The 19,683-nt window shown below is 71.4% G+C and carries 18 protein-coding genes; 9 read left to right on the top strand and 9 right to left on the bottom strand.

Annotated elements, in window-relative coordinates:
* The first annotated feature begins 173 nt into the window (after positions 1-173).
* The 5 genes from ACIRR8_RS32025 (at position 174) to ACIRR8_RS32005 (ending at position 6,405) form a co-directional block, all read left to right on the top strand.
* Positions 174-974 carry a SigE family RNA polymerase sigma factor gene (locus ACIRR8_RS32025; protein ID WP_404071429.1) on the top strand — a complete coding sequence of 267 codons (801 nt, stop codon included), beginning with the start codon at positions 174-176 and terminating at the stop codon, positions 972-974.
* Between the two features lie 314 nt (positions 975-1,288).
* On the top strand, positions 1,289-1,804 hold the full coding sequence (locus ACIRR8_RS32020) for a hypothetical protein (protein WP_404071428.1): 516 nt from the start codon (positions 1,289-1,291) through the stop codon (positions 1,802-1,804).
* A gap of 83 nt (positions 1,805-1,887) precedes the next feature.
* On the top strand, positions 1,888-4,155 hold the full coding sequence (locus ACIRR8_RS32015; RefSeq protein WP_404071426.1) for a hypothetical protein: 2,268 nt from the start codon (positions 1,888-1,890) through the stop codon (positions 4,153-4,155).
* Positions 4,156-4,211: 56 nt separating this feature from the next.
* Positions 4,212-5,222: a hypothetical protein gene (locus ACIRR8_RS32010; protein WP_404071424.1), complete on the top strand. Its 1,011-nt coding sequence runs from the start codon at positions 4,212-4,214 to the stop codon at positions 5,220-5,222.
* Positions 5,223-5,388: 166 nt separating this feature from the next.
* Complete coding sequence (locus tag ACIRR8_RS32005; RefSeq protein WP_404071526.1) at positions 5,389-6,405, top strand: hypothetical protein; 1,017 nt, start codon at positions 5,389-5,391, stop codon at positions 6,403-6,405.
* A gap of 5 nt (positions 6,406-6,410) precedes the next feature.
* Here the strand turns inward: ACIRR8_RS32005 and ACIRR8_RS32000 are convergent, their stop codons facing one another.
* Positions 6,411-7,121 carry a uridine kinase gene (locus tag ACIRR8_RS32000; protein WP_404071423.1) on the bottom strand — a complete coding sequence of 237 codons (711 nt, stop codon included), beginning with the start codon at positions 7,119-7,121 and terminating at the stop codon, positions 6,411-6,413.
* A 60-nt stretch (positions 7,122-7,181) separates the two neighbouring features.
* Between ACIRR8_RS32000 and ACIRR8_RS31995 the strand changes: the two genes are divergently transcribed.
* Positions 7,182-7,604: a hypothetical protein gene (locus ACIRR8_RS31995; protein WP_404071421.1), complete on the top strand. Its 423-nt coding sequence runs from the start codon at positions 7,182-7,184 to the stop codon at positions 7,602-7,604.
* Positions 7,605-7,675: 71 nt separating this feature from the next.
* Here ACIRR8_RS31995 and ACIRR8_RS31990 read toward each other — a convergent pair whose 3' ends face one another.
* From ACIRR8_RS31990 to deoC, 3 genes are read right to left on the bottom strand one after another with little or no spacing between them, the layout of a single operon-like run.
* Positions 7,676-8,593 carry an aldehyde dehydrogenase family protein gene (locus ACIRR8_RS31990; protein WP_404071419.1) on the bottom strand — a complete coding sequence of 306 codons (918 nt, stop codon included), beginning with the start codon at positions 8,591-8,593 and terminating at the stop codon, positions 7,676-7,678.
* Positions 8,586-10,022, bottom strand: coding sequence for an aldehyde dehydrogenase family protein (locus ACIRR8_RS31985; RefSeq protein ID WP_404071417.1), 1,437 nt, complete (start codon positions 10,020-10,022; stop codon positions 8,586-8,588). Before ACIRR8_RS31985 ends, ACIRR8_RS31990 begins: the two co-directional genes overlap by 8 nt.
* A gap of 6 nt (positions 10,023-10,028) precedes the next feature.
* Complete coding sequence (gene deoC / locus ACIRR8_RS31980; RefSeq protein WP_404071524.1) at positions 10,029-10,976, bottom strand: deoxyribose-phosphate aldolase; 948 nt, start codon at positions 10,974-10,976, stop codon at positions 10,029-10,031.
* A 293-nt stretch (positions 10,977-11,269) separates the two neighbouring features.
* On the opposite strand from deoC, the gene ACIRR8_RS31975 reads away from it, so the two are divergent.
* A complete protein-coding gene (locus ACIRR8_RS31975) occupies positions 11,270-11,914 on the top strand; it encodes a PH domain-containing protein (protein WP_404071415.1) in 645 nt (214 codons plus the stop codon).
* A 111-nt stretch (positions 11,915-12,025) separates the two neighbouring features.
* On the opposite strand, the gene ACIRR8_RS31970 is transcribed toward ACIRR8_RS31975, so the two are convergent.
* From ACIRR8_RS31970 to ACIRR8_RS31960, 3 genes are all read right to left on the bottom strand, one after another.
* On the bottom strand, positions 12,026-13,666 hold the full coding sequence (locus ACIRR8_RS31970; protein WP_404071413.1) for a phospho-sugar mutase: 1,641 nt from the start codon (positions 13,664-13,666) through the stop codon (positions 12,026-12,028).
* A 339-nt stretch (positions 13,667-14,005) separates the two neighbouring features.
* Complete coding sequence (locus ACIRR8_RS31965; protein ID WP_404071411.1) at positions 14,006-14,830, bottom strand: purine-nucleoside phosphorylase; 825 nt, start codon at positions 14,828-14,830, stop codon at positions 14,006-14,008.
* 105 nt (positions 14,831-14,935) lie between these two features.
* Positions 14,936-15,373, bottom strand: coding sequence for a gamma-glutamylcyclotransferase (locus tag ACIRR8_RS31960; RefSeq protein WP_015610940.1), 438 nt, complete (start codon positions 15,371-15,373; stop codon positions 14,936-14,938).
* Positions 15,374-15,649: 276 nt separating this feature from the next.
* Here ACIRR8_RS31960 and ACIRR8_RS31955 point away from each other — a divergent pair, with 276 nt between their 5' ends.
* Together ACIRR8_RS31955 and ACIRR8_RS31950 are read left to right on the top strand one after the other, a co-directional pair.
* Positions 15,650-17,089 (top strand): NAD(P)H-quinone dehydrogenase, encoded by a 1,440-nt coding sequence (locus ACIRR8_RS31955; protein WP_404071522.1) that lies wholly within the window; start codon positions 15,650-15,652, stop codon positions 17,087-17,089.
* Between the two features lie 219 nt (positions 17,090-17,308).
* Positions 17,309-18,283: a DeoR/GlpR family DNA-binding transcription regulator gene (locus ACIRR8_RS31950; RefSeq protein WP_404071409.1), complete on the top strand. Its 975-nt coding sequence runs from the start codon at positions 17,309-17,311 to the stop codon at positions 18,281-18,283.
* Positions 18,284-18,418: 135 nt separating this feature from the next.
* On the opposite strand, the gene ACIRR8_RS31945 is transcribed toward ACIRR8_RS31950, so the two are convergent.
* Complete coding sequence (locus ACIRR8_RS31945) at positions 18,419-19,015, bottom strand: TetR/AcrR family transcriptional regulator (RefSeq protein ID WP_404071407.1); 597 nt, start codon at positions 19,013-19,015, stop codon at positions 18,419-18,421.
* Positions 19,016-19,158: 143 nt separating this feature from the next.
* Positions 19,159-19,683: biotin/lipoyl-containing protein (locus ACIRR8_RS31940; RefSeq protein WP_404071405.1), on the bottom strand; the 525-nt coding region annotated here is incomplete at its 5' end.

Here is a 19,683-nt window from a genome sequence, read left to right as displayed (position 1 = left end):
CCCGCTCCCGTTGCCCGCACACGGCCGCGACGGCTGCCGGGCACGGCCACAACCGCCCCTGTGACAGGCCTGTGACAGTCGGGGGACAGCGCCATGAAACTGCCCCGGCAAGCTCTTGGTCAGCAGCAGACGAACGAAGGACTTCACCGATCTCCACCGATAGGGGGCGCGAGATGAACGCACTGCACAGCACCAGCTCAAGCGCAGTTGTGACGCGTCTCCACGATGTCGGCCGGAGCACGGAGAAGTCCGGCGCGATGAACGGGACGAACTTGCGGGGGTGCGTTCGGAGCGCCGGGCGTCAGCACCTGCCGTCGCAGTCGGCCGCGGAGCAGCCGCGTACGACGTACATGACGGTGGTCGACGGGCCCACGGGCAAGAACACGGGGGACCACGGGGGAAGCGCGTACGGGGAGGTCACGGGGGACCGCACCCGGGCGGAGACCGCGGAGGCCGAAGCGGCCTTCACGGCCTACGTCCAGGAGCGGCGGGCCTCCCTGTACGCAACCGCCTACCACCTGACCGGCGACCGGTTCGAGGCCGAGGACCTGCTGCAGAGCGCCCTGTTCTCGACGTACCGGGCGTGGGACCGGATCAGCGACAAGGCGGCGGTCGGCGGCTATCTGCGCCGCACCATGACCAACCTGCACATCAGCGCCTGGCGCCGGCGCAAGCTCAACGAATACCCGACCGAGGAGCTGCCGGAGACGGTGGGCGACACGGACGCGATGCGCGGCACGGAGCTGCGGGCGGTGCTCTGGCAGGCGCTCGCCCGGCTGCCCGAACTCCAGCGCACGATGCTGGTCCTGCGGTACTACGAGGGCCGCACCGACCCGGAGATCGCGTCGATCCTCGACATCAGTGTCGGCACGGTGAAGTCGAGCATCTGGCGGTCCCTCCGCCGGCTGCGCGAGGACGAGGTCCTCAGCTTCGGACGTGACGAGCAGGAGTCCTTCGGCGAGCTGGTGGCCTGAGGCAACGGGGGGAACGGGGAAACGGGGGAAACGGGGAACGGCCACTGCTTCGGGGGAGGCAGGGGCCACGGGGGAGCAGTGAAAACGGGTCCGAGGGGGCCTGGGGGGAACAGGGGAAACGGTCCGTCGCTTCGGGGGAGGCGCGGGCCACGGGGGAGAACGCAGCGGGGTCGTACGGGCCGGGGGGTCCCGTACGGCCCCGTTCGCTGTGCGCGGGCCGGCTTCGGCCCCACGTACGGGTGGCGTAAAAAGATGCTTGTTAGTCTGAGCGGATCACGTCAACCGTGGTATTCGAGAAAACTCATGGGGGCCAAGTGAGCAGCGAGGCGGGCGAGCGGACAGCGGCGGACGGCGGGTCGGCCTCGATGCAGCTCAACGAGGCACCGACCGACCCTTCACCGCCTCCCGTGTACGGTCCCTTCGCTCCGGGCCAGGGCCCGAACACCTCGCCCCAGGTCCCTTACGCCCCCGGATACGCGCCGCCGTTCGCGCCCGGCGGCCCCTCGCTGGCCACCGACCCGGCCCGCAAGAAGGCCGCGGCCGAGGCCATCCGTACCCGGATCAAGCCCGGGACAAAGGGCGCCGGCGAGCACGCGGACGAGGAGACCTCGGCCGCCGTCAAGGGGCTCGGCGCCAAGGACGGCGACGGGTGGGTCACCTCCCGTGCGCTGAAGGACGCGCACAAGACGTGGGGCGGGCAGGTGCGGTCCATGCTGGGCCGGCTCGACGCGGACATCACCAGCCTGAGCGCCGCCCGCCGGAACCTCTTCGGGGCCGACGTGCAGAGCGGGCTGGGGTTCGGCCGGACCTCACCGTTCGACACCTACTGACGGCCACGGAGCGGGAAGAGCCGACTCGGCGCGCTCATCAGGCATTCCGGACGACAGCGATACCGGACGACGGGGACAAGGGCATGCCCACCTACCACGAGATCATGACGACGGACCTCTCCGCGCTCACCACGGCCGCGGACAAGTGGACCGGCATGGCAGGCGAGTTCCACAAGCAGGAGAAGGCGTACGAGAAAGAGGTCCAGGGCATCACGCTGGAACGGACCTGGATCGGCCAGAGCGCGGAGGCCGCCAACGCGCAGTTCCGCGTCATGCTCAACGAGTACCGGGCGGCGCAGACCCAGGCCAAGGCGATCGCCTCGCTGCTGCGGGACGCGCACACCCAGTTCACCGAGTTCAAGGGCAAGCTCCAGACGGTGAAGGCCGACGCGCTGAAGGCCGACATGCTGATCTCGGACGCCGGTCGGGTCACCTTCGACATGGCGAGCCTGAGCGAGGGTTCCCGGGCCGCCTACCGCCACGACCCGGACTACCAGAAGTCGGTACGCGACGCGGTCGGTTCCTGGCAGCGGTCGATCGACCGGCTGGTCGCGCAGACGTCGGACGCCGACGCCGGTGTGCAGATCGCGCTGAAGGCCGTGGTGAAGGACACCGACGCCTCGGACGGCACCCGGGACGGCTTCAACGGCCAGGCGCTGGGCGACATCGAGGCGTACGAGCTGCGCAACACCCAGGAGATAGCCGAGCGCCTGCTCGACGGCAAGAAGGTCTCCGACGCCGACCTCGCCGAGATGGACCGGGCGATGCGGGACCAGGCCGGCGACAAGGTCTTCGCCCAGGGTCTGCTGAACAAGCTCGGCCCGGAGGGCATCGTCAGGCTGAGCGACGTCATGTCCGACCGGGAGCGGGACGGCGGGTCCTCCGCCGACCAGTACACCAAGCTCCTCGGCGGACTGGCCAACACGGTCGCGACGGCCACCCAGGTCCCCGGTTCCATGACGGACGCGGGACCCGGCTCGGCGAAGTACCAGGCCTGGCTGAACAGTCCGGACGGCGCGTTCTACAAGAAGTTCACCGAAGGCCTCAAGGAGGCCGGGGCCAAGAACTACGACTCGAAGACCAACCCGCTCTACGGCTACCGCCCGTTCGTCGAGATGATGACCCGCGCCGACCAGCCGTTCGACGACCAGTTCCTCAACCAGCTCGGCCACGACATGATCGCCGCCGAGAAGGACAACCGGGCCATCTTCGAACAGTGGGGCGGCAACCACCGCGAGGGCCGGGCCGACGCGCTCGACAGCCTGCTCGGCGTGATGAGCAAGAACCCCGACGCCGCCACGGCCTTCTTCGACCCGAAGCTGGAGAACGGCCAGGCGCACCTGGACTACCTGGTGGGCAACGGGGACGACGCGCGGGAGTGGCCGAAGCTGAACACCGTGGCCGGCCCGCGGGTGTTCATCGAGGACGACCCGCTCAGCCGCCACGGCCTGGGGCTCGCGCTGGAGGCCGGGGCGACGGGGGAGGAGCCGGGCAGTCCGCTGGGCAAGCCCGGACCTCACAGCGAGGGGCAGGCCCGGGTCATGCAGGGCATCATCGCGACGCTGGACCAGGGGACCAACGGGGACACCGTCCCCGAGGCCCTCAAGGTACCGCTGGGCCGGGTGCTGAACGACTACACGGCGGACACGCACGCGATCCTGGGCGGGTACGCGCCGGGCAGCCCGAGCGGCCTGGACGACGTCGAAGGATCGGGCGACAGCGCTTCCATCACCAACAGCAAGGCCAGCCTGCTGCGGGTGATGCGCGGCGTGTCGGACGGTGTGGCCGGTGAGGACGCGGAGGGGAATCCCATCCGGGTCTTCGATACCTTGTACGAGAGCCAGCGCCTCCATTCGGTGGATTACCTGGACGCGGCCAATCACGTCTCTCAGAGCAGACTGAGTGAGAACGTGACCAGCTGGGACGTCAGGTCACGTGATGTGGGTGAGGTCTTCGGTGGCATGAACGCCATCGGTACGGACATGATCCTCGACGTTCGTGACGCCGAGATCGGGAAGATCAACGACCAGGCGCGCTACGGCTATCACGGTCTCGGGGCTGTGGTGAACATGATTCCCCAGGTCGGCGACATCGCGCAGCGAGCCGTGGACGCGGCTGCTTATGAGTGGTCGACCAGCGTGATGGCTGAGGCGGAGAAGGACGCGCTGAGCAATGTCAGCGTGGTGACAGCGGAGGGCATCGCCAGCACCAACGGACTGATCCGGGACTGGGCTGCTACCCGGGATGCCCCGGACGACAGCCCAGCCGTCAGAAACGCGATGCAAGAGGCGAAGCAGAGCTACGCGGGCGGCCGGGAAGAGGGCTACTCGGCCTTGCGGACCAGGAAGTGAGTCAAGTGAGTACAGCAGCGGGTGGCACACGACCGGCATGGCGAGTATGGGCCCTCGTGGCTGTCCTGGTTCTGCTGGTGACCGGGTTGTGGCATGTCTGGCGCAACACCAATGTGCTGACGGAGAGCCGACTCTGCGGAGGACTCATCTCCACCGAGCAGGCGGATGCGGTCCTTCCTGGTTCCGGTCGTCTTGACAGCGAGGGGGACGGGCTCGACAAGGATCTCACCGACACGGTGTGCCGGGTTCAGAAGTCGTCCGTCGTGCTCGGCTCCGGCGAGAGTGAGCTGACGTTGCGGGTGTGGGCGCTGCAGGGCAACGAAATTCTCCAGGCTGATGCGGACCTGTCGAAAACGTCGTTCTTCTCCGGGACGGTGACGGGCGGCGTCGATTCGTACAAGGGCTGGGCTCTGTTGCCCGAGAATTGCTGGACGGAGAAGCAGCCGGTCGTCGTCAGACTCAGCGCCAGCGAGATGGTCTCCGACCGGAACGCGTTGGCCGCCCTGACCACCGACGCGGCCCGCGCTGTCGCGGCCGGAGCGAAGTGCGGTGAACTTCCGGAGCGGCCCGGGACGCTGATACCTCCGGTATCGGACGAGGCCCGCCCCGTCACCCAGGGGCAGGCGTGCGGCTTGGAGGGCCTGACCATGCGCGGTCAGGTCCCGGCAGCCACGGAGGTGCTCGAAGCAGGGCAGAAGGCCCCCGCGGACGTGTGGAGCTGCAAGCTGACCCTGGACGACGAAACAAACGATGTTGTCCGGGCTGATGGATTCATGAAGTACGTGGCTTCCAGGGACCCGCAGGTCCTCGCTGCCCTGCGGAAGGCGCCGGGCACGGCAGAGGCCACGGCGCCGGACGGCCGGAAGGCCGAAAAGGTCGACGGGGTCCCCGGGTTCATCCTGCCCTGCGTGGATGGCGGCTCTCTTTACCTGGCGGTGGAGTCGGGGCTGCAGTACCTGGAGGCGAGCAAGCGCCATGCGGACCTGCCGAAGCGGGACGCGTACGTCGCCCCCTTCGTGAAGGCCGCCGCCAAGACCTTCGGCTGCGCGGCCCCCGTGGCCGGCTGACGACCGGTCCTACGCCGTCGGCGCAGCAGTAACGGGACCGACTTGCGGCCCTCGCGCAGGACTTCCGGCCGGCACGTCCCGCCTTGCGAACCAGGAAAGTGAGCGCGTGAGCACAGCAGCAGGAGCGGCAGGCCGTACGCGTCCGGCGTGGAAGGTCTGGGCGGTCGTGGCCGCCGTGGTCGTGGTGGTCGCGGGGCTGCTGCATGTCTGGCGCAATACCAACGTGCTGACGGCGGACCGGCTCTGCGGGGACCTGGTGTCGGCGGAGCAGGCGGACGCCGTCCTTCCGGGGTCCGGGCGCCTGGACGCCGAAGGGGACGGTCTGGACGAGGACGACCTGACGGATACGGAGTGCAGGATCGAGAAGTCGTCCGTCGTCCTCGGTTCCGGCGAGAGCGGGCTCAGTGTCCGGCTCTGGGGGGTACGCGGCTATGACCCACTGGCGTTCGACAGCGAGCCCTACCCACCGGGCGCCTCGTACTTCACCGGCGAGGTGACCGGCGGAGTCAACGCGTACAAAGCGTGGGTCATGCTGCCCGAGAAGTGCTGGACGGACCGGCCGGTTGTCGCCGAGTTCAGCATCGACGAACCGGCTGCCGACCGCACCGCCTTCGCCGCCCTGGCCACCGACACCGCACGGACCATCGCGGCCCGGACCCAGTGCGGTGACCTCCCCGAGAAGCCCGGGACGCTCATCTCTCCCCGCTCCGACGCCGCGCGCCCGGTCTCCGAAGGACAGGTGTGCGGCCTGGACGGCCTGACCGTGGCGGGCCAGGTGCCGGCCGGGACGAAGGTGCTCGAAGAGGGCCAGCAGGCCCCCGCCGACCTGTGGTTCTGCAAGCTGACCCTGGACGACGAGACGGGTGACTTCGTCCGTGGTGACGGCTTCATGAAGTACACCGCCACCCGGGACCCGCTGCTCATCGCCGCCATGCGGAAGTTCACGGGCACGGCCGAGGGCACGGCGCCGGACGGCCGGAAAGCCGAGAAGATTGACAGGGGCCCCGGATTCATCCTGCCCTGCGCGGACGGCGGTCCTCTCTACCTGGCGGTGGAGTCGGGGCTGCAGTACCTGGAGGCGAGCAAGCGCCACGAGGACCTGCCGAAGCGGGACGCGTACGTCGCGCCCTTCATGAAGGCCGCCGCCAAGACCTTCGGCTGCGCGGCCCCTGCCACCGGCTGAAGGCCCTACTCAGGCGCCCCCACCGTCGCCCGCCGGCACCGCCCCGCCGCCGCGGCGGCGAAGCGCCCCAGTGCCTCCTCCTTGCCGCACGGATACGCCCCCAGCGCCGTCTGGCGGGCCACGATGCGCCGCTCGGCCCGCATCAGGCGCCAGCCGCGCCGCAGCAGGAACGGCACCGACTTGCGGCCCTCGCGCAGGTCCCGGACCAGGCGGCGGCGGAACGTGGTGGAGGGGCGGCCGCGCAGGCACAGCGCGTCCGCCAGCAGGCCCAGCTCCTGGCAGCGGCCCACGATGTCCGCCGCGAAGATGCCCTCGGCCACGAAGAGCGGCGAGCGCTCGATGTGGAAGGCCTCCCGGCCCGTACGGGAGCTGGTGGCGATGTCGTACACCGGAACGTCCGTACGGCCGGACCGGCACAGCTCGGCGACGGCCGCCACCGCCGCGTCGGCGTCCCAGGACGCGGCGGAGTCCCAGTCGATGTCCGGGGAGCCGGGGACCCGGGGCAGCGTCGGGTCGTCGTGCTCCTTGTAGAAGTCGTCCAGGCGCAGCACCGGGAGGCCGGTGCGGGCGGCCAGGACGGACTTGCCGGAGCCGGAGGGGCCCGCGAGCAGTACGACGCGGGTCGGGATCGAGGGGGAACGGGAACTCACAGAACAGAAGTGTGAGGCATTGACCCGGGCAGGGGACCACCCGGGCCTCCTGTTGGTATCCAGCATCACACCTCAACTACTCTGCGCGTACGGACGATTACCCGACCAGGTCGATCAGGTGGAAACATGGCACTTCACGCACGCAAGCCCGAACGCCGCGCCCTGCTGCGCGCCGGTCTGACCGTGACCGCGCTGGGAGCGGCCCTGGGGGCCGGTGCGGGCTCCGCCCAGGCGGCCCCCACGCTGCCTCCGGTCGCGGAGATCCCCGAGCAGGGCACCGCGGCCGTCCAGGCGGTCACCAAGAGCGCCGGGCCCGCGGTGACCAGCGCGCTCGGGACCTCGCTGACCAACAGCATCCGGCCCATCACCGAACTCCAGCTGCACCCGCTGGCCAAGACCGGCGTCGACCCGCTGGACAACGCGGTGGGCACCCAGGTCGCCGACTTCCAGCCGGTGTCGACGGCGATCCTCACCGACCCGCTCACCAGCGGCGGCGCGATCGCCGACCTGCCGGTGGTGGGGCAGGTGACCCGGCTCGTCACGGGCTGACGCCTTCCCGTACGCGGAAGGGGCCGCCTCCAGCGTGTGGAGGCGGCCCCTTCCGCCGTACGGATCAGCGGCTAGTACGACGAGCCCGACGCCCCCAGTGCACCCGTCGGGTGCCAGACCGTCTTGGTCTCCAGGAACGCCGTCAGCCGGTGCGTGCCGGGCGCGGCCAGCCAGTCGGTGGACGCGTCGGAGCCGTCCGCCTCGGCGGGGAGCGGGCGCAGGACCCGCTTCAGGTTGTCCGCCGCCGCGACCTCCAGCTCCTTGGCCAGCTCCGCGCCGGCGCCGGTGAGGTCGATCGCGTTGACGTCCTGGTGGGCGGCGAGCGGTGCCGCCAGCTCCGCCGTGGCGCCGGACAGGATGTTGACCACACCGCCGGGGACGTCGGAGGTGGCCAGCACCTCGCCGAGCGAGAGCGCGGGCAGCGGGGCTTCGGCGGAGGCGATGACGACCGCCGTGTTGCCGGTCGCGATCACCGGGGCGATCACCGAGACCAGGCCGAGGAACGACGACGTCTGCGGCGCCAGGACCGCGACGACACCGGTCGGCTCGGGTGTGGAGAGGTTGAGGAACGGGCCCGCCACCGGGTTCGCCCCGCCGGAGATCTGGCCGATCTTGTCTGTCCAGCCCGCGTACCAGACCCAGCGGTCGATCGCCGCGTCGACGACGGCCGCCGCCTTGGACTTCGACAGCCCCTCGGAGGCCGCCACCTCACGGACGAACTGCTCCTTGCGGCCCTCCAGCATCTCGGCGACGCGGTAGAGGACCTGGCCGCGGTTGTACGCGGTCGCGCCCGACCAGCCGCCGAACGCCTTCCGCGCGGCCACGACCGCGTCGCGTGCGTCCTTACGGGAGGACTGCGGCGCGTTCGCCAGCCACTGGCCCTTGGAGTCGCTCACCTCGTACACCCGGCCGCTCTCGGAGCGGGGGAACTTGCCCCCGACGTACAGCTTGTAGGTCTTGAAGACGCCAAGACGGTTGTTCTCAGACATCGAGGTACGCCTCCAGGCCGTGGCGGCCGCCCTCGCGGCCGTAGCCCGACTCCTTGTAGCCGCCGAACGGCGACGTCGGGTCGAACTTGTTGAACGTGTTGGCCCAGACGACGCCCGCGCGGAGCTTGCCGGCCACCGCGAGGATGCGGGAGCCCTTCTCCGTCCAGATGCCCGCCGACAGGCCGTACTGGCTGTTGTTGGCCTTGGCGACCGCCTCGTCCGGCGTGCGGAACGAGAGCACGGAGAGGACCGGACCGAAGATCTCGTCACGGGCGACCGTGTGGGCCTGCGTGACGTTGGTGAAGAGGGTCGGCGCGAACCAGTAGCCCGACGACGGCAGTTCGCACGGCGCGCTCCAGCGCTCCGCGCCCTCCGCCTCGCCGGTCTCCACCAGCGCGGTGATCCGGGCGAGCTGCTCGGCGGAGTTGATCGCGCCGATGTCGGTGTTCTTGTCCAGCGGGTCGCCGAGGCGCAGCGTCGAGAGCCGGCGCTTGAGGGCGTCCAGCACCTCGTCCTGCACCGACTCCTGGACCAGCAGCCGGGAGCCCGCGCAGCAGACCTGGCCCTGGTTGAAGAAGATGCCGGTGACGATGCCCTCGACGGCCTGGTCGATCGGAGCGTCGTCGAACACGATGTTCGCGCCCTTGCCGCCCAGCTCCAGCGTGACCTTCTTCTCCGTGCCCGCGACCGAGCGCGCGATGGCCTTGCCGACGGCGGTCGAACCGGTGAACGCCACCTTGTTGACGTCCCCGTGCGTGACGAGGGCCTCGCCCGCGTCCCCGTAACCCGTCAGGATGTTGACGACACCCTTCGGCAGCCCCGCCTGACGGCAGATGTCCGCGAAGAAGAGCGCGGAGAGCGGCGTCGTCTCGGCGGGCTTCAGGACCACCGTGTTGCCGGTGGCGAGCGCCGGAGCGATCTTCCACGCGAGCATCAGCAGCGGGAAGTTCCACGGGATGACCTGGCCCGCCACACCCAGCGGCCGCGGGTTCGCCCCGTACCCCGCGTGGTCCAGCTTGTCGGCCCAGCCCGCGTAGTAGAAGAAGTGCGCGGCGACCAGCGGGAGGTCCGCGTCGCGGGTCTCCTTGATCGGCTTGCCGTTGTCGAGCGTCTCCAGGACGGCCAGCTCACGGCTGCGCTCCTGGATGATCCGCGCGATCCGGAACAGGTACTTGGCGCGCTCGGAGCCGGGCAGCGCCGACCACTTCTCGAACGCCTTCCGCGCCGCCTTCACGGCCCGGTCCACGTCCGCCGCGCCCGCCCGCGCGACCTCGGAGAGCACCTCCTCCGTGCTCGGCGAGACGGTCTTGAAGACCTTGCCGTCGGCGGCCTCGGTGAACTCGCCGTCGATGAACAGCCCGTACGACGGGGCGATGTCGACGACGGAACGGGACTCCGGCGCCGGTGCGTACTCGAATGCGGATGCCATGGCTTATCAGTCCACCGTCACGTAATCGGGGCCGGAGTAACGGCCGGTGCTGAGCTTCTGGCGCTGCATCAGCAGGTCGTTGAGAAGGCTGGAGGCGCCGAACCGGAACCAGTGGTTGTCCAGCCAGTCCTCACCCGCCGTCTCGTTCACCAGCACCAGGAACTTGACCGCGTCCTTGGTCGTGCGGATCCCGCCGGCCGGCTTCACACCGATCTGCACACCGGTCTGCGCCCGGAAGTCCCGGACCGCCTCCAGCATCAGCAGCGTGTTGGCGGGGGTGGCGTTGGTGGCCACCTTGCCGGTCGAGGTCTTGATGAAGTCCGCGCCCGCCAGCATCCCGAGCCAGGAGGCGCGGCGGATGTTGTCGTACGTGGAGAGCTCACCGGTCTCGAAGATCACCTTGAGGCGGGCGGTCCCGCACTCGGCCTTCACGGCCACGATCTCCTCGTAGACCTTCATGAAGCGGCCGGAGAGGAACGCCCCCCGGTCGATCACCATGTCGATCTCGTCGGCCCCGGCCGCCACGGCGTCGCGGACGTCCGCGAGCTTGACGTCCAGCGCGGCACGGCCGGCCGGGAAGGCGGTCGCCACGGACGCCACCTTCACCCCGGAACCGGCGAGCGCGGCGGTGGCCGTGGCCACCATGTCGGGATAGACGCAGACCGCGGCGGTACGCGGGGTCGTGCGGTCGAGCGGGTCGGGGTGGACGGCCTTGGCGGCGAGAGCCCGGACCTTGCCCGGGGTGTCCGCGCCTTCCAGCGTCGTCAGGTCGATCATCGAGATGGCGAGATCGATGGCGTACGCCTTGGCCGTCGTCTTGATCGAACGGGTTCCGAGGGCGGCGGCGCGCGCTTCGAGGCCGACGGCGTCGACGCCGGGCAGCCCGAAGAGGAAGCGGCGCAGCGCACTGTCGGACGCCGTCGCGTCGGAGAATGCGGGAGCAGTGGTGGGCATGGTCACCAGGGGAGCATATCTACGCGCGTAGCGACCTGTACAGGGGGACGGCTCAACCGTGCGCACCGCCACATGCGCGCCCGGGCCGGCTCGACTGCGCGCCCGTGGCGCGTGCCCGTGTGGCACCACGCCGGTGCGTGCCACCGCATGTGCCGCGTACGCCTGGAGCACCACGCCGGTGCGCGCCGCCGCATGTGCCGCGTACGCCTGGGGCACCACGCCCGTGCGCGCCGCCGCACCTGCCTCCGGGGCGCATGACCTCTCCGTCGGGTCCGTCAGGCAGAATCGGCCCCATGACGAGCCCCACGCCTCCCGCAGAGCCGCAGTACGCCGACCGGACCCACCGCTCGACCTCCGCGCTGGTCTGCGGAGTGCTGCTCCTCACGCTGGTCGCCGTGATGGCCGGCGACGCGCTCTTCCGGGGCAAGGGGCAGGCGCCGTGGCTGGCCCTCGCCGCTCTGCTCACGGCGGTACCGCTGATCGCGGCGTTCACCCTGCGGCCCGTCGTCGCCGTGAACGACGAGCGGATCCGCATCCGCAACCCGTTCCGGACGATCCAGCTGCCCTGGACCGAGGTGGCCGACGTCCGGGCCGGCTACTCCTCCGAGCTGATCGCCGCCGGCGGTACCAAGTACCAGCTCTGGGCCATCCCGGTCTCGCTGCGCGACCGCAAGCGCGCCTCCCGCGCCGCCGGCCGCGCCCCGCACAAGGACGCCTACGGCCGCTTCTCGCCCGGCGCAGCCGCCGACGCGCACCAGCACAGCGTGCCGCCGGTCGCGGCCGCCGACCAGACGATCATGGAGCTGCGGGACCTCGCGGAGAAGGCGGGCGGCCCGAAGGACGGGGCCACCACGGGTTCGGTGCGCTGGGCGTACGAGGTGATCGCGCCGGCGGCCGCGGGGGTCGTGCTGTTCGTGGTGCTGTGGGCGATCGGCTGAGCAGCCCGTACGTCCGTACGTCCGACGTGCAAGGACCGGCCCCCCTCCGGAGGGGGGCCGGCCCTTCGTTTCCGTCCGTGCGTTCGCTCAGATCCGTTTCCGTCCGTACGTTCAGATCCCGGCGGCCGCCGCCAGGTCCCGCTTGATCCCGGCGAGCAGCTCCGCGCCGCGCGCCCGTGCGGCGGGCAGTCCGGCGGCGCCCGCGACCGGGACCACCACCTCCAGGTAGCACTTCAGCTTCGGCTCGGTGCCGCTCGGGCGGACGATCACGCGCGCGCCCTCCAGCTGATACCGCAGCCCGTCGGTGGGCGGCAGCGCGGGCGTGCCCTGTGACAGGTCCTCGGCCGAGGTGACCGCGAGGCCGGCCAGGGCGGTCGGCGGCTGCTCGCGGAGCCTGGCCATGGCGTCCGCGATGACGGTCAGGTCCTCCACCCGCACCGAGAGCTGGTCGGTGGCGTGCAGGCCGTGGGCCAGCGCCAGGTCGTCCAGCAGGTCCAGCAGCGTACGGCCCCGCTCCTTGAGTACGGAGGCGAGCTCGGCCACGAGCAGCGCGGCGGTGATGCCGTCCTTGTCGCGGACGCCCTCGGGGTCGACGCAGTAGCCGAGCGCCTCCTCGTACCCGTACCGCAGGCCGTCCACCCGGGCGATCCACTTGAAGCCCGTCAGCGTCTCCTCGTAGCCCAGGCCCGCCTTCTCGGCGATCCGGCCGAGCAGCGACGACGAGACGATCGACTCCGCGAACACGCCGGAGACGCCGCGCTCGACCAAGTGCGCGGCGAGCAGCGCGCCGACCTCGTCGCCGCGCAGCATCCGCCAGCCGCCCTCGGTGGCGGTGTCGGGCACGGCGACGGCGCAGCGGTCCGCGTCCGGGTCGTTGGCGATGATCAGGTCCGGCGCCGCCCGGCGCGCGGTGGCGAAGGCGAGATCCATCGCGCCGGGCTCCTCGGGGTTGGGGAAGGCGACGGTGGGGAAAGCGGGGTCGGGCTCGGCCTGCTCGGTGACGAGGACCGGCTCCGGGAACCCGGCGCGGGCGAACGCGGCCGTCAGCACCGACGTGCCGACGCCGTGCATCGCCGTGTAGACGACGCGTGCGGTACGGGGGCTGCCGGAGGCCAGGACGGCGTCCGTACGGGCGAGATAGGCGTCCAGGACCTCCTCGCCGAGGGTCTCCCAGCCGTCCCCGGGGCGTACGGCGTTCGCCAGCGGGCCGACCGCGGCGATGGCGGCCGCGATCTCGCCGTCGGCCGGGGGCACGATCTGCGAGCCGTCGCCGAGGTAGACCTTGTAGCCGTTGTCGCGGGGCGGGTTGTGGCTGGCGGTGACCTCGACGCCGGCGACGGCGCCCAGGTGCCTTATGGCGTACGCCAGTACGGGGGTGGGGAGCGGGCGGGGGAGTACGGCGGCGCGGAGTCCGGCACCGGTCATCACGGCGGCGGTGTCGCGCGCGAAGTCCGCCGACTTGTAGCGGGCGTCGTAGCCGATGACGACGAGGCCGCCGGCCTGGCCCTGGGCCTTGAGGTACGCGGCGAGGCCCGCCGCCGCCCGGATCACCACGGACCGGTTCATCCGCATGGGGCCGGCCCCGAGCTCGCCGCGCAGTCCGGCGGTGCCGAACTGGAGCGTGCCCGCGAACCGTGCGGCGAGCTCCTGCGTGTCGCCCGCCTCGATCAGCGCGGCCAGCTCGTCGCGGGTCTCGGGGTCGGGGTCCTCGGCCAGCCAGGTCCTGGCCTGCGCGATGAGGTCGTGCTGCACGGGGTCCGCCTTTCGGGGGTGCGCGGGTGGGGGCGTACGGGGGTGGGTGCGGGTGGAGGTGCGGCCCCGGGGCCGGCCGGGTTCGGCCTGGTGCGGGACGGTGGGGCGGGGTGGGCGCTGCGCGGGCTGTTCCCCTCCCCGCCCCTTCCCGAAACCGGGGCTCCGCCCCGGACCCCGGTCCTCGAACGCCGGACGGGCTGGAAAGGAGGCCGGGGCGGGCTGGAGGGGGAGGCGCGCGGGGCGGGGCGCAGGGGAGACCGGGTGGGCCGGAAAGAGCGCGCCGTGGCCGGAAGGAGCGCGCCCAGGCCGGAGACGAGCACGTCCCGCCCCGAGCAGGCCCTAGACGCGGTCCAGCACCCTCGCCAGCAGCGCGCCCATGCGCGTCGCCGAGTCGCGGCCCGCCTGGAGGACCTCCTCGTGGTTCAGGGGCTCGCCGGAGAGGCCCGCCGCCAGGTTGGTGACCAGGGAGAGGCCCAGCACCTCCGCGCCCGCCTCGCGGGCCGCGATGGCCTCCAGGACCGTGGACATGCCGACCAGGTCGCCGCCCATGACCCGGACCATGTTGATCTCGGCCGGGGTCTCGTAGTGCGGGCCGGGGAACTGGACGTACACGCCCTCTTCGAGCGTGTCGTCGATCTCCTGGCACAGCGCGCGCAGGCGCGGCGAGTACAGGTCGGTCAGGTCGACGAAGTTGGCGCCGACGATCGGCGAGGTCGCCGTGAGGTTGATGTGGTCGCTGATCAGCACCGGCTGTCCGGGGCGCATGCCCTCGCGCAGGCCGCCGCAGCCGTTGGTCAGGACGACCGTCTTGCAGCCCGCGGCCACCGCCGTACGGACTCCGTGGGCGACGGCGGCGACGCCGCGGCCCTCGTAGTAGTGCGTGCGGCCGAGGAAGACCAGCACGCGCTTCTCGCCGATCTTGTACGAGCGGATCGTGCCGCCGTGGCCCTCGACCGCGGGCGCCGGGAAGCCGGGGAGCGCGGTGACGGGGAACTCGGCTTCCGGCTCGCCGAGCGCTTCGCCCGCGGGCGCCCAGCCGGAGCCCATGACCAGGGCGACGTCGTGGGTCTCGGCGCCGGTCAGCTCGCGCAGGCGGGCGGCGGCCCCGGCAGCGGCTTCGTACGGGTCGCCCTGGATGTTGTCCGGAATAACTGATGCGTTCACGCGGAAGAGCGTAACCGCTGAATGCCTACGCGCGTAGATGTCCTGGTGCAAAGACTCGCCGGACGGCTTTGTGGCTTCGCACGAAGAGGAGTCGCCGGGCCCCGCTCAGCAGGGGCGCTTGCGCAGGCCCATCACATAGTCGTGCGGGGCGCCGGCGGACTCGGCCGCGTCCGCGATCTCGCCGAGGTAGCGGGCGGAGGGCAGGCCGCCCTCGTACCCGTTCAGCACGTACATCCAGGCCGGCTCCTCGCCGTCCAGGGTGTGCACGCGGACGCGCATGCGCCGGTAGATGTCGAGCCCGACACCCTCCCAGCGGTCCATGGAGTCCTCGTCCATCGGCGCCAGGTCGTACAGCGCGACGAAGACCTGGGAGCGCGGCGCCTCCACCACGGTGGCCAGCGCCCCCTCCCAGCCCATCTGCTCCCCGCCGAAGGTCAGCCGCCAGCCGTTCAGCCAGCCGGTGCTGCGCATCGGGGAATGCGGGGCGCGGCGGGTCATGAGCCGCGCGTCGAGGTTGCCGGCGTACGCGGCGTAGAGCGACATGGGACCGAGGGTACGGGAGGGGGGCGCGGGAGTGCCGGTTCCTGTGACGAAGCCCCCGGTCGGGGGAGGGCCTGCCGGGGGTTCGAAGGACTGTGCGGGCGGGGCCGATCCGTACGGGCGGGGCCCCGGCGCCCGTATGGAGGGCCCCGGGGCGAATCTGTTTGGCGCGTGCGGGACAATGGAGTACGTACTGCATTCCCCCGGGGCGATCCCCCGGACCCCCGGCCGGGGCGGCAGGCGGCCGTGGGGATGACACCCACGCGAGGCGGACTTTTCGTGACCCGGATCGTGATCATCGGCGGCGGCCCCGGCGGCTACGAGGCGGCTCTGGTGGGCGCCCAGCTCGGCGCGGAGGTGACCGTCGTCGACTGCGACGGCCTCGGCGGAGCCTCGGTACTCACCGACTGCGTGCCATCGAAGACCCTGATCGCGACGGCCGAGGTGATGACCACCTTCGACTCCTCGTACGAGGAACTCGGGATCATCGTTGCCGACGACACCCCGCACATAGAGCAGGCGGCGAGGGTGGTCGGGGTCGACCTGGGCAAGGTCAACCGCCGCGTCAAGCGCCTCGCACTCGCCCAGTCCCACGACATCACCGCCTCCGTCACCCGGGCCGGCGCCCGCGTGATGCGCGGCCGCGGCCGGCTCGACGGGCTCCAGGCGGCCGACGGCTCCCGTCAGGTCGTGGTCACCGCCGCGGACGGCACCGAGGAGCGGCTCAGCGCCGACGCCGTGCTGATAGCGACCGGCGGCCACCCGCGCGAGATCCCGGACGCGCAGCCGGACGGCGAGCGCATCCTGAACTGGACCCAGGTCTACGACCTCGACGAGCTGCCGGAGGAGCTCATCGTGGTCGGCTCGGGTGTCACCGGAGCCGAGTTCGCCGGGGCCTACCAGGCCCTCGGCTCCCGCGTCACCCTCGTCTCCTCCCGCGACCGGGTGCTGCCGGGCGAGGACCCGGACGCGGCCGCCGTGCTGGAGGACGTCTTCCGGCGCCGCGGCATGAACGTGATGTCCCGCTCCCGTGCCCAGTCGGCCAAGCGCGTCGGCGACCGGGTCGAGGTGACGCTGGCCGACGGCCGGGTCATCACCGGTTCGCACTGCCTGATGGCGGTCGGCGCGATCCCGAACACCGCGGGCATGGGCCTGGAGGAGGCCGGCGTGCGGCTGAAGGACTCCGGCCACATCCTGACCGACCGGGTCTCGCGCACCAGCGCTCCCGGCGTCTACGCGGCCGGTGACGTGACCGGGATCTTCGCGCTGGCCTCGGTCGCCGCGATGCAGGGCCGGATCGCGATGTACCACTTCCTCGGCGACGCGGTCGCCCCGCTCAACCTCAAGACGGTCTCCGCCAACGTCTTCACCGACCCGGAGATCGCCACCGTCGGCTACAGCCAGGCCGACGTGGACGCGGGCAAGATCGACGCCCGGGTGGTCAAGCTGCCGCTGCTGCGCAACCCGCGCGCCAAGATGCAGGGCATCCGCGACGGCTTCGTCAAGATCTTCTGCCGTCCCGGTACGGGGATCGTGGTCGGCGGCTGCGTCGTCGCGCCGCGCGCCAGTGAACTGATCCACCCGATCTCGCTCGCGGTCGACAACAACCTGACCGTGGAACAGATCGCAAAGGCGTTCACCGTGTACCCGTCGCTGTCCGGATCGATCGCGGAGGTCGCGCGGCAGTTGCACACCCGCAAGCTGACGGACGAGGGCTGACGGCGGCTCAAGACCTGGTGGAGGCCTTGCGGTTGCCGGGGAATTGCGACATCCCCCGGCAACCCCCGCCAGTCCGGGCGAGAGTGATGACCGCTCGGCGATCACACCCGGACAACAACGAAAGTTCCTATACCACTTCGGTGGCCGCCGGATGTACAACTTCCGTTATTCGGCGCAAACTGCTGAAAACTCACTGACGGCCAGGTTACTGTCAGTTCCGTGTTCGCTGCAGAACGTCGTCAGTTGATCCTCGAAATGGTGCGCGCCAACGGGGCGGTATCGCTCCGTGAACTCGCCCGCGTCGTCCAGACCTCCGAAGTGACCGTACGGCGTGACGTGCGGGCACTGGAGGCAGAAGGACTCCTCGACCGCCGGCACGGCGGTGCGGTCTTGCCGGGCGGTTTTACGCGGGAGTCCGGCTTTCCGCAGAAATCCCATCTCTCCACCGCGGAGAAGACGGCCATCGCCGATCTGGCGGCCTCGATGGTCGGTGAGGGCGAGGCCATCGTGGTCGGCGCCGGTACGACCACGCAGGAGCTGGCCCGCCGGCTCGCGCGGGTCCCCGGTCTGACCGTGGTCACCAACTCGCTGCTGGTCGCCCAGGCGTTGGCCCATGCCAACCGGGTGGAGGTCGTCATGACCGGCGGCACCCTGCGCGGCACCAACTACGCGCTGGTGGGCAGCGGGGCCGAGCAGTCCCTCCAGGGCCTGCGGGTCTCCCGCGCCTTCCTCTCCGGGAGCGGCCTCACGGCGGAGCGCGGTCTCTCCACCTCCAACATGCTCTCGGCCAGCGTGGACCGGGCCCTCGTGCAGGCCGCCGCGGAGGTGGTCGTCCTGGCGGACCACACGAAGCTGGGCGCCGACACGATGTTCCAGACGGTGCCCACGGAGCTGATCACCCGCCTGGTCACGGACGAGCCCCCGCTCCACGACGAGCGCGCGGCCGCCGAGCTCCAGGCGCTGGCGGACCAGGGCGTGGAGGTCACGGTGGCCGGCCCCGACGCGGACGCGCCCGACAGCCCTCCCGGCGAGCGCCGCCCGCGCCGCGACATGCCGTTGCCGGGTCAGCGGCGGACGCCGACGGGGCGCAACGGTGGGCTGGGGCCGCAGCTGCGGAGCGCGTCACCGCTGTCCGACCAGACGTCGGCGTCGTCGGGCGAGCGGGCCCGGGTGGCGGACCTGCGGCGGCGGTAGGGCGGCCCGGGCCCCTGTCGGGGGCGCTGCCCCCGGACCCCCGCTCCTCGAACGCCGGAGGGGCTGGGTTCGCCGACGCCGAGTCCAGCCTTTCCGATGTTCTCTTCAGCAGCGGACCCCGGGGCCGGGTGGCCCCTACTTCAGCCCCCGCAACGTCAGCCGCAGCAACCGCTCCGCCAACTCCGGATCCCCCGGCGACTGCTCGGCGGCCAGCGCAATCGCATGGGTCAGCTGCAACAGGTCGTCGATCGACACATCTCCCCGCACCGCCCCGCTCTCCTGCGCCCGCCGCAACAGCCCAGCCCCCGCCTCCCGCAACGGCAGATGGCACGGGGAGAGCGCCGAAGTCTCGTCCTGCGAGGCCGACATGAGCGCGCGTGACAGCCCCCGGTACTCACCCGCGTGCGCGACGATCGCACCCAGCCAGTCCACCAGCGCCCGGCACGGCGCCTCCGCGCCCGCCAGCTCCCGGGAACGGTCCAGGAGCGAGCGCAGGGCGTCCTGGAAGACCGCGTTCATCAGGGCGTGCCGGTGGGGGAAGTGCCGGTAGAGGGTGCCGATGCCCACGCCCGCCTGCCGCGCGATGTCCTCCAGCGAGGCATCCGTACCGTGCTCGGCGAAGGCCGTACGGGCCACACCGACGAGGCGTTCGTGGTTCCGGCGGGCGTCCGCGCGCATCTGCCGCTCCGGCGCCCGTGCCGTGCCCGGCTCCATCGAGATCGGCCCTGCCATGGCTCCCGCCCTCCCTCGGTCCTGTTAGGGGCCTGTCGGGATCCAGGATGCCACTGCACGGGAAGGGCCCGGACCTCGTACGCGGAGGGGCCCGGCCACGTCCTGACGACGCCGGCCGGGCCCCTCCGTAGAGACGTGAGCGGTCAGTCCTTGATCTCGCAGATCAGGGCGCCGGAGGAGACGGAGCCGCCGACCTCCGCCGTGAGCCCCTTGACGGTGCCGGAGCGGTGCGCGTTCAGCGGCTGCTCCATCTTCATGGCCTCCAGGACGACGACGAGGTCGCCCTCCTTGACCTCCTGGCCCTCCTCGACCGCGACCTTGACGATCGTGCCCTGCATGGGCGAGGCGAGGGAGTCGCCGGAGGCGGCAGAACCGGCCTTCTTCGCCGCGCGGCGCTTCGGCTTGGCCCCGGCCGCGAGGCCCGTACGGGCCAGGCTCATGCCCAGCGAGGAGGGCAGCGAGACCTCCAGGCGCTTGCCGCCGACCTCGACGACGACGGTCTCGCGACCGGCCTCGTCCTCCTCGTCCGCACCGGCGGGTGCGGCGAACGGCTTGATCTCGTTGACGAATTCCGTCTCGATCCAGCGGGTGTGGATGGTGAAGGGGTTGGTGGTGAAGGCGGGGTCGGTGACGACGGCGCGGTGGAAGGGGATGGCGGTGGCCATGCC

This window comes from Streptomyces sp. NPDC101178, from assembly GCF_044767965.1.
In the GTDB taxonomy this organism is placed as follows: Bacteria; Actinomycetota; Actinomycetes; order Streptomycetales; family Streptomycetaceae; genus Streptomyces.
This window is presented reverse-complemented; position numbering and strand designations above follow the sequence as displayed.

Excerpts from the sequence above, each read along its gene's own strand:
- ACIRR8_RS32025 (WP_404071429.1), top strand. The coding sequence starts at position 174 with ATGAACGCACTGCACAGCACCAGCTCAAGCGCAGTTGTGACGCGTCTC.
- ACIRR8_RS32015 (WP_404071426.1), top strand. The coding sequence starts at position 1,888 with ATGCCCACCTACCACGAGATCATGACGACGGACCTCTCCGCGCTCACC.
- ACIRR8_RS32000 (WP_404071423.1), bottom strand. The coding sequence starts at position 7,121 with ATGCTGGATACCAACAGGAGGCCCGGGTGGTCCCCTGCCCGGGTCAAT.
- ACIRR8_RS31995 (WP_404071421.1), top strand. The coding sequence starts at position 7,182 with ATGGCACTTCACGCACGCAAGCCCGAACGCCGCGCCCTGCTGCGCGCC.
- ACIRR8_RS31990 (WP_404071419.1), bottom strand. The coding sequence starts at position 8,593 with ATGTCTGAGAACAACCGTCTTGGCGTCTTCAAGACCTACAAGCTGTAC.
- ACIRR8_RS31985 (WP_404071417.1), bottom strand. The coding sequence starts at position 10,022 with ATGGCATCCGCATTCGAGTACGCACCGGCGCCGGAGTCCCGTTCCGTC.
- deoC (WP_404071524.1), bottom strand. The coding sequence starts at position 10,976 with ATGCCCACCACTGCTCCCGCATTCTCCGACGCGACGGCGTCCGACAGT.
- ACIRR8_RS31975 (WP_404071415.1), top strand. The coding sequence starts at position 11,270 with ATGACGAGCCCCACGCCTCCCGCAGAGCCGCAGTACGCCGACCGGACC.
- ACIRR8_RS31960 (WP_015610940.1), bottom strand. The coding sequence starts at position 15,373 with ATGTCGCTCTACGCCGCGTACGCCGGCAACCTCGACGCGCGGCTCATG.
- ACIRR8_RS31945 (WP_404071407.1), bottom strand. The coding sequence starts at position 19,015 with ATGGCAGGGCCGATCTCGATGGAGCCGGGCACGGCACGGGCGCCGGAG.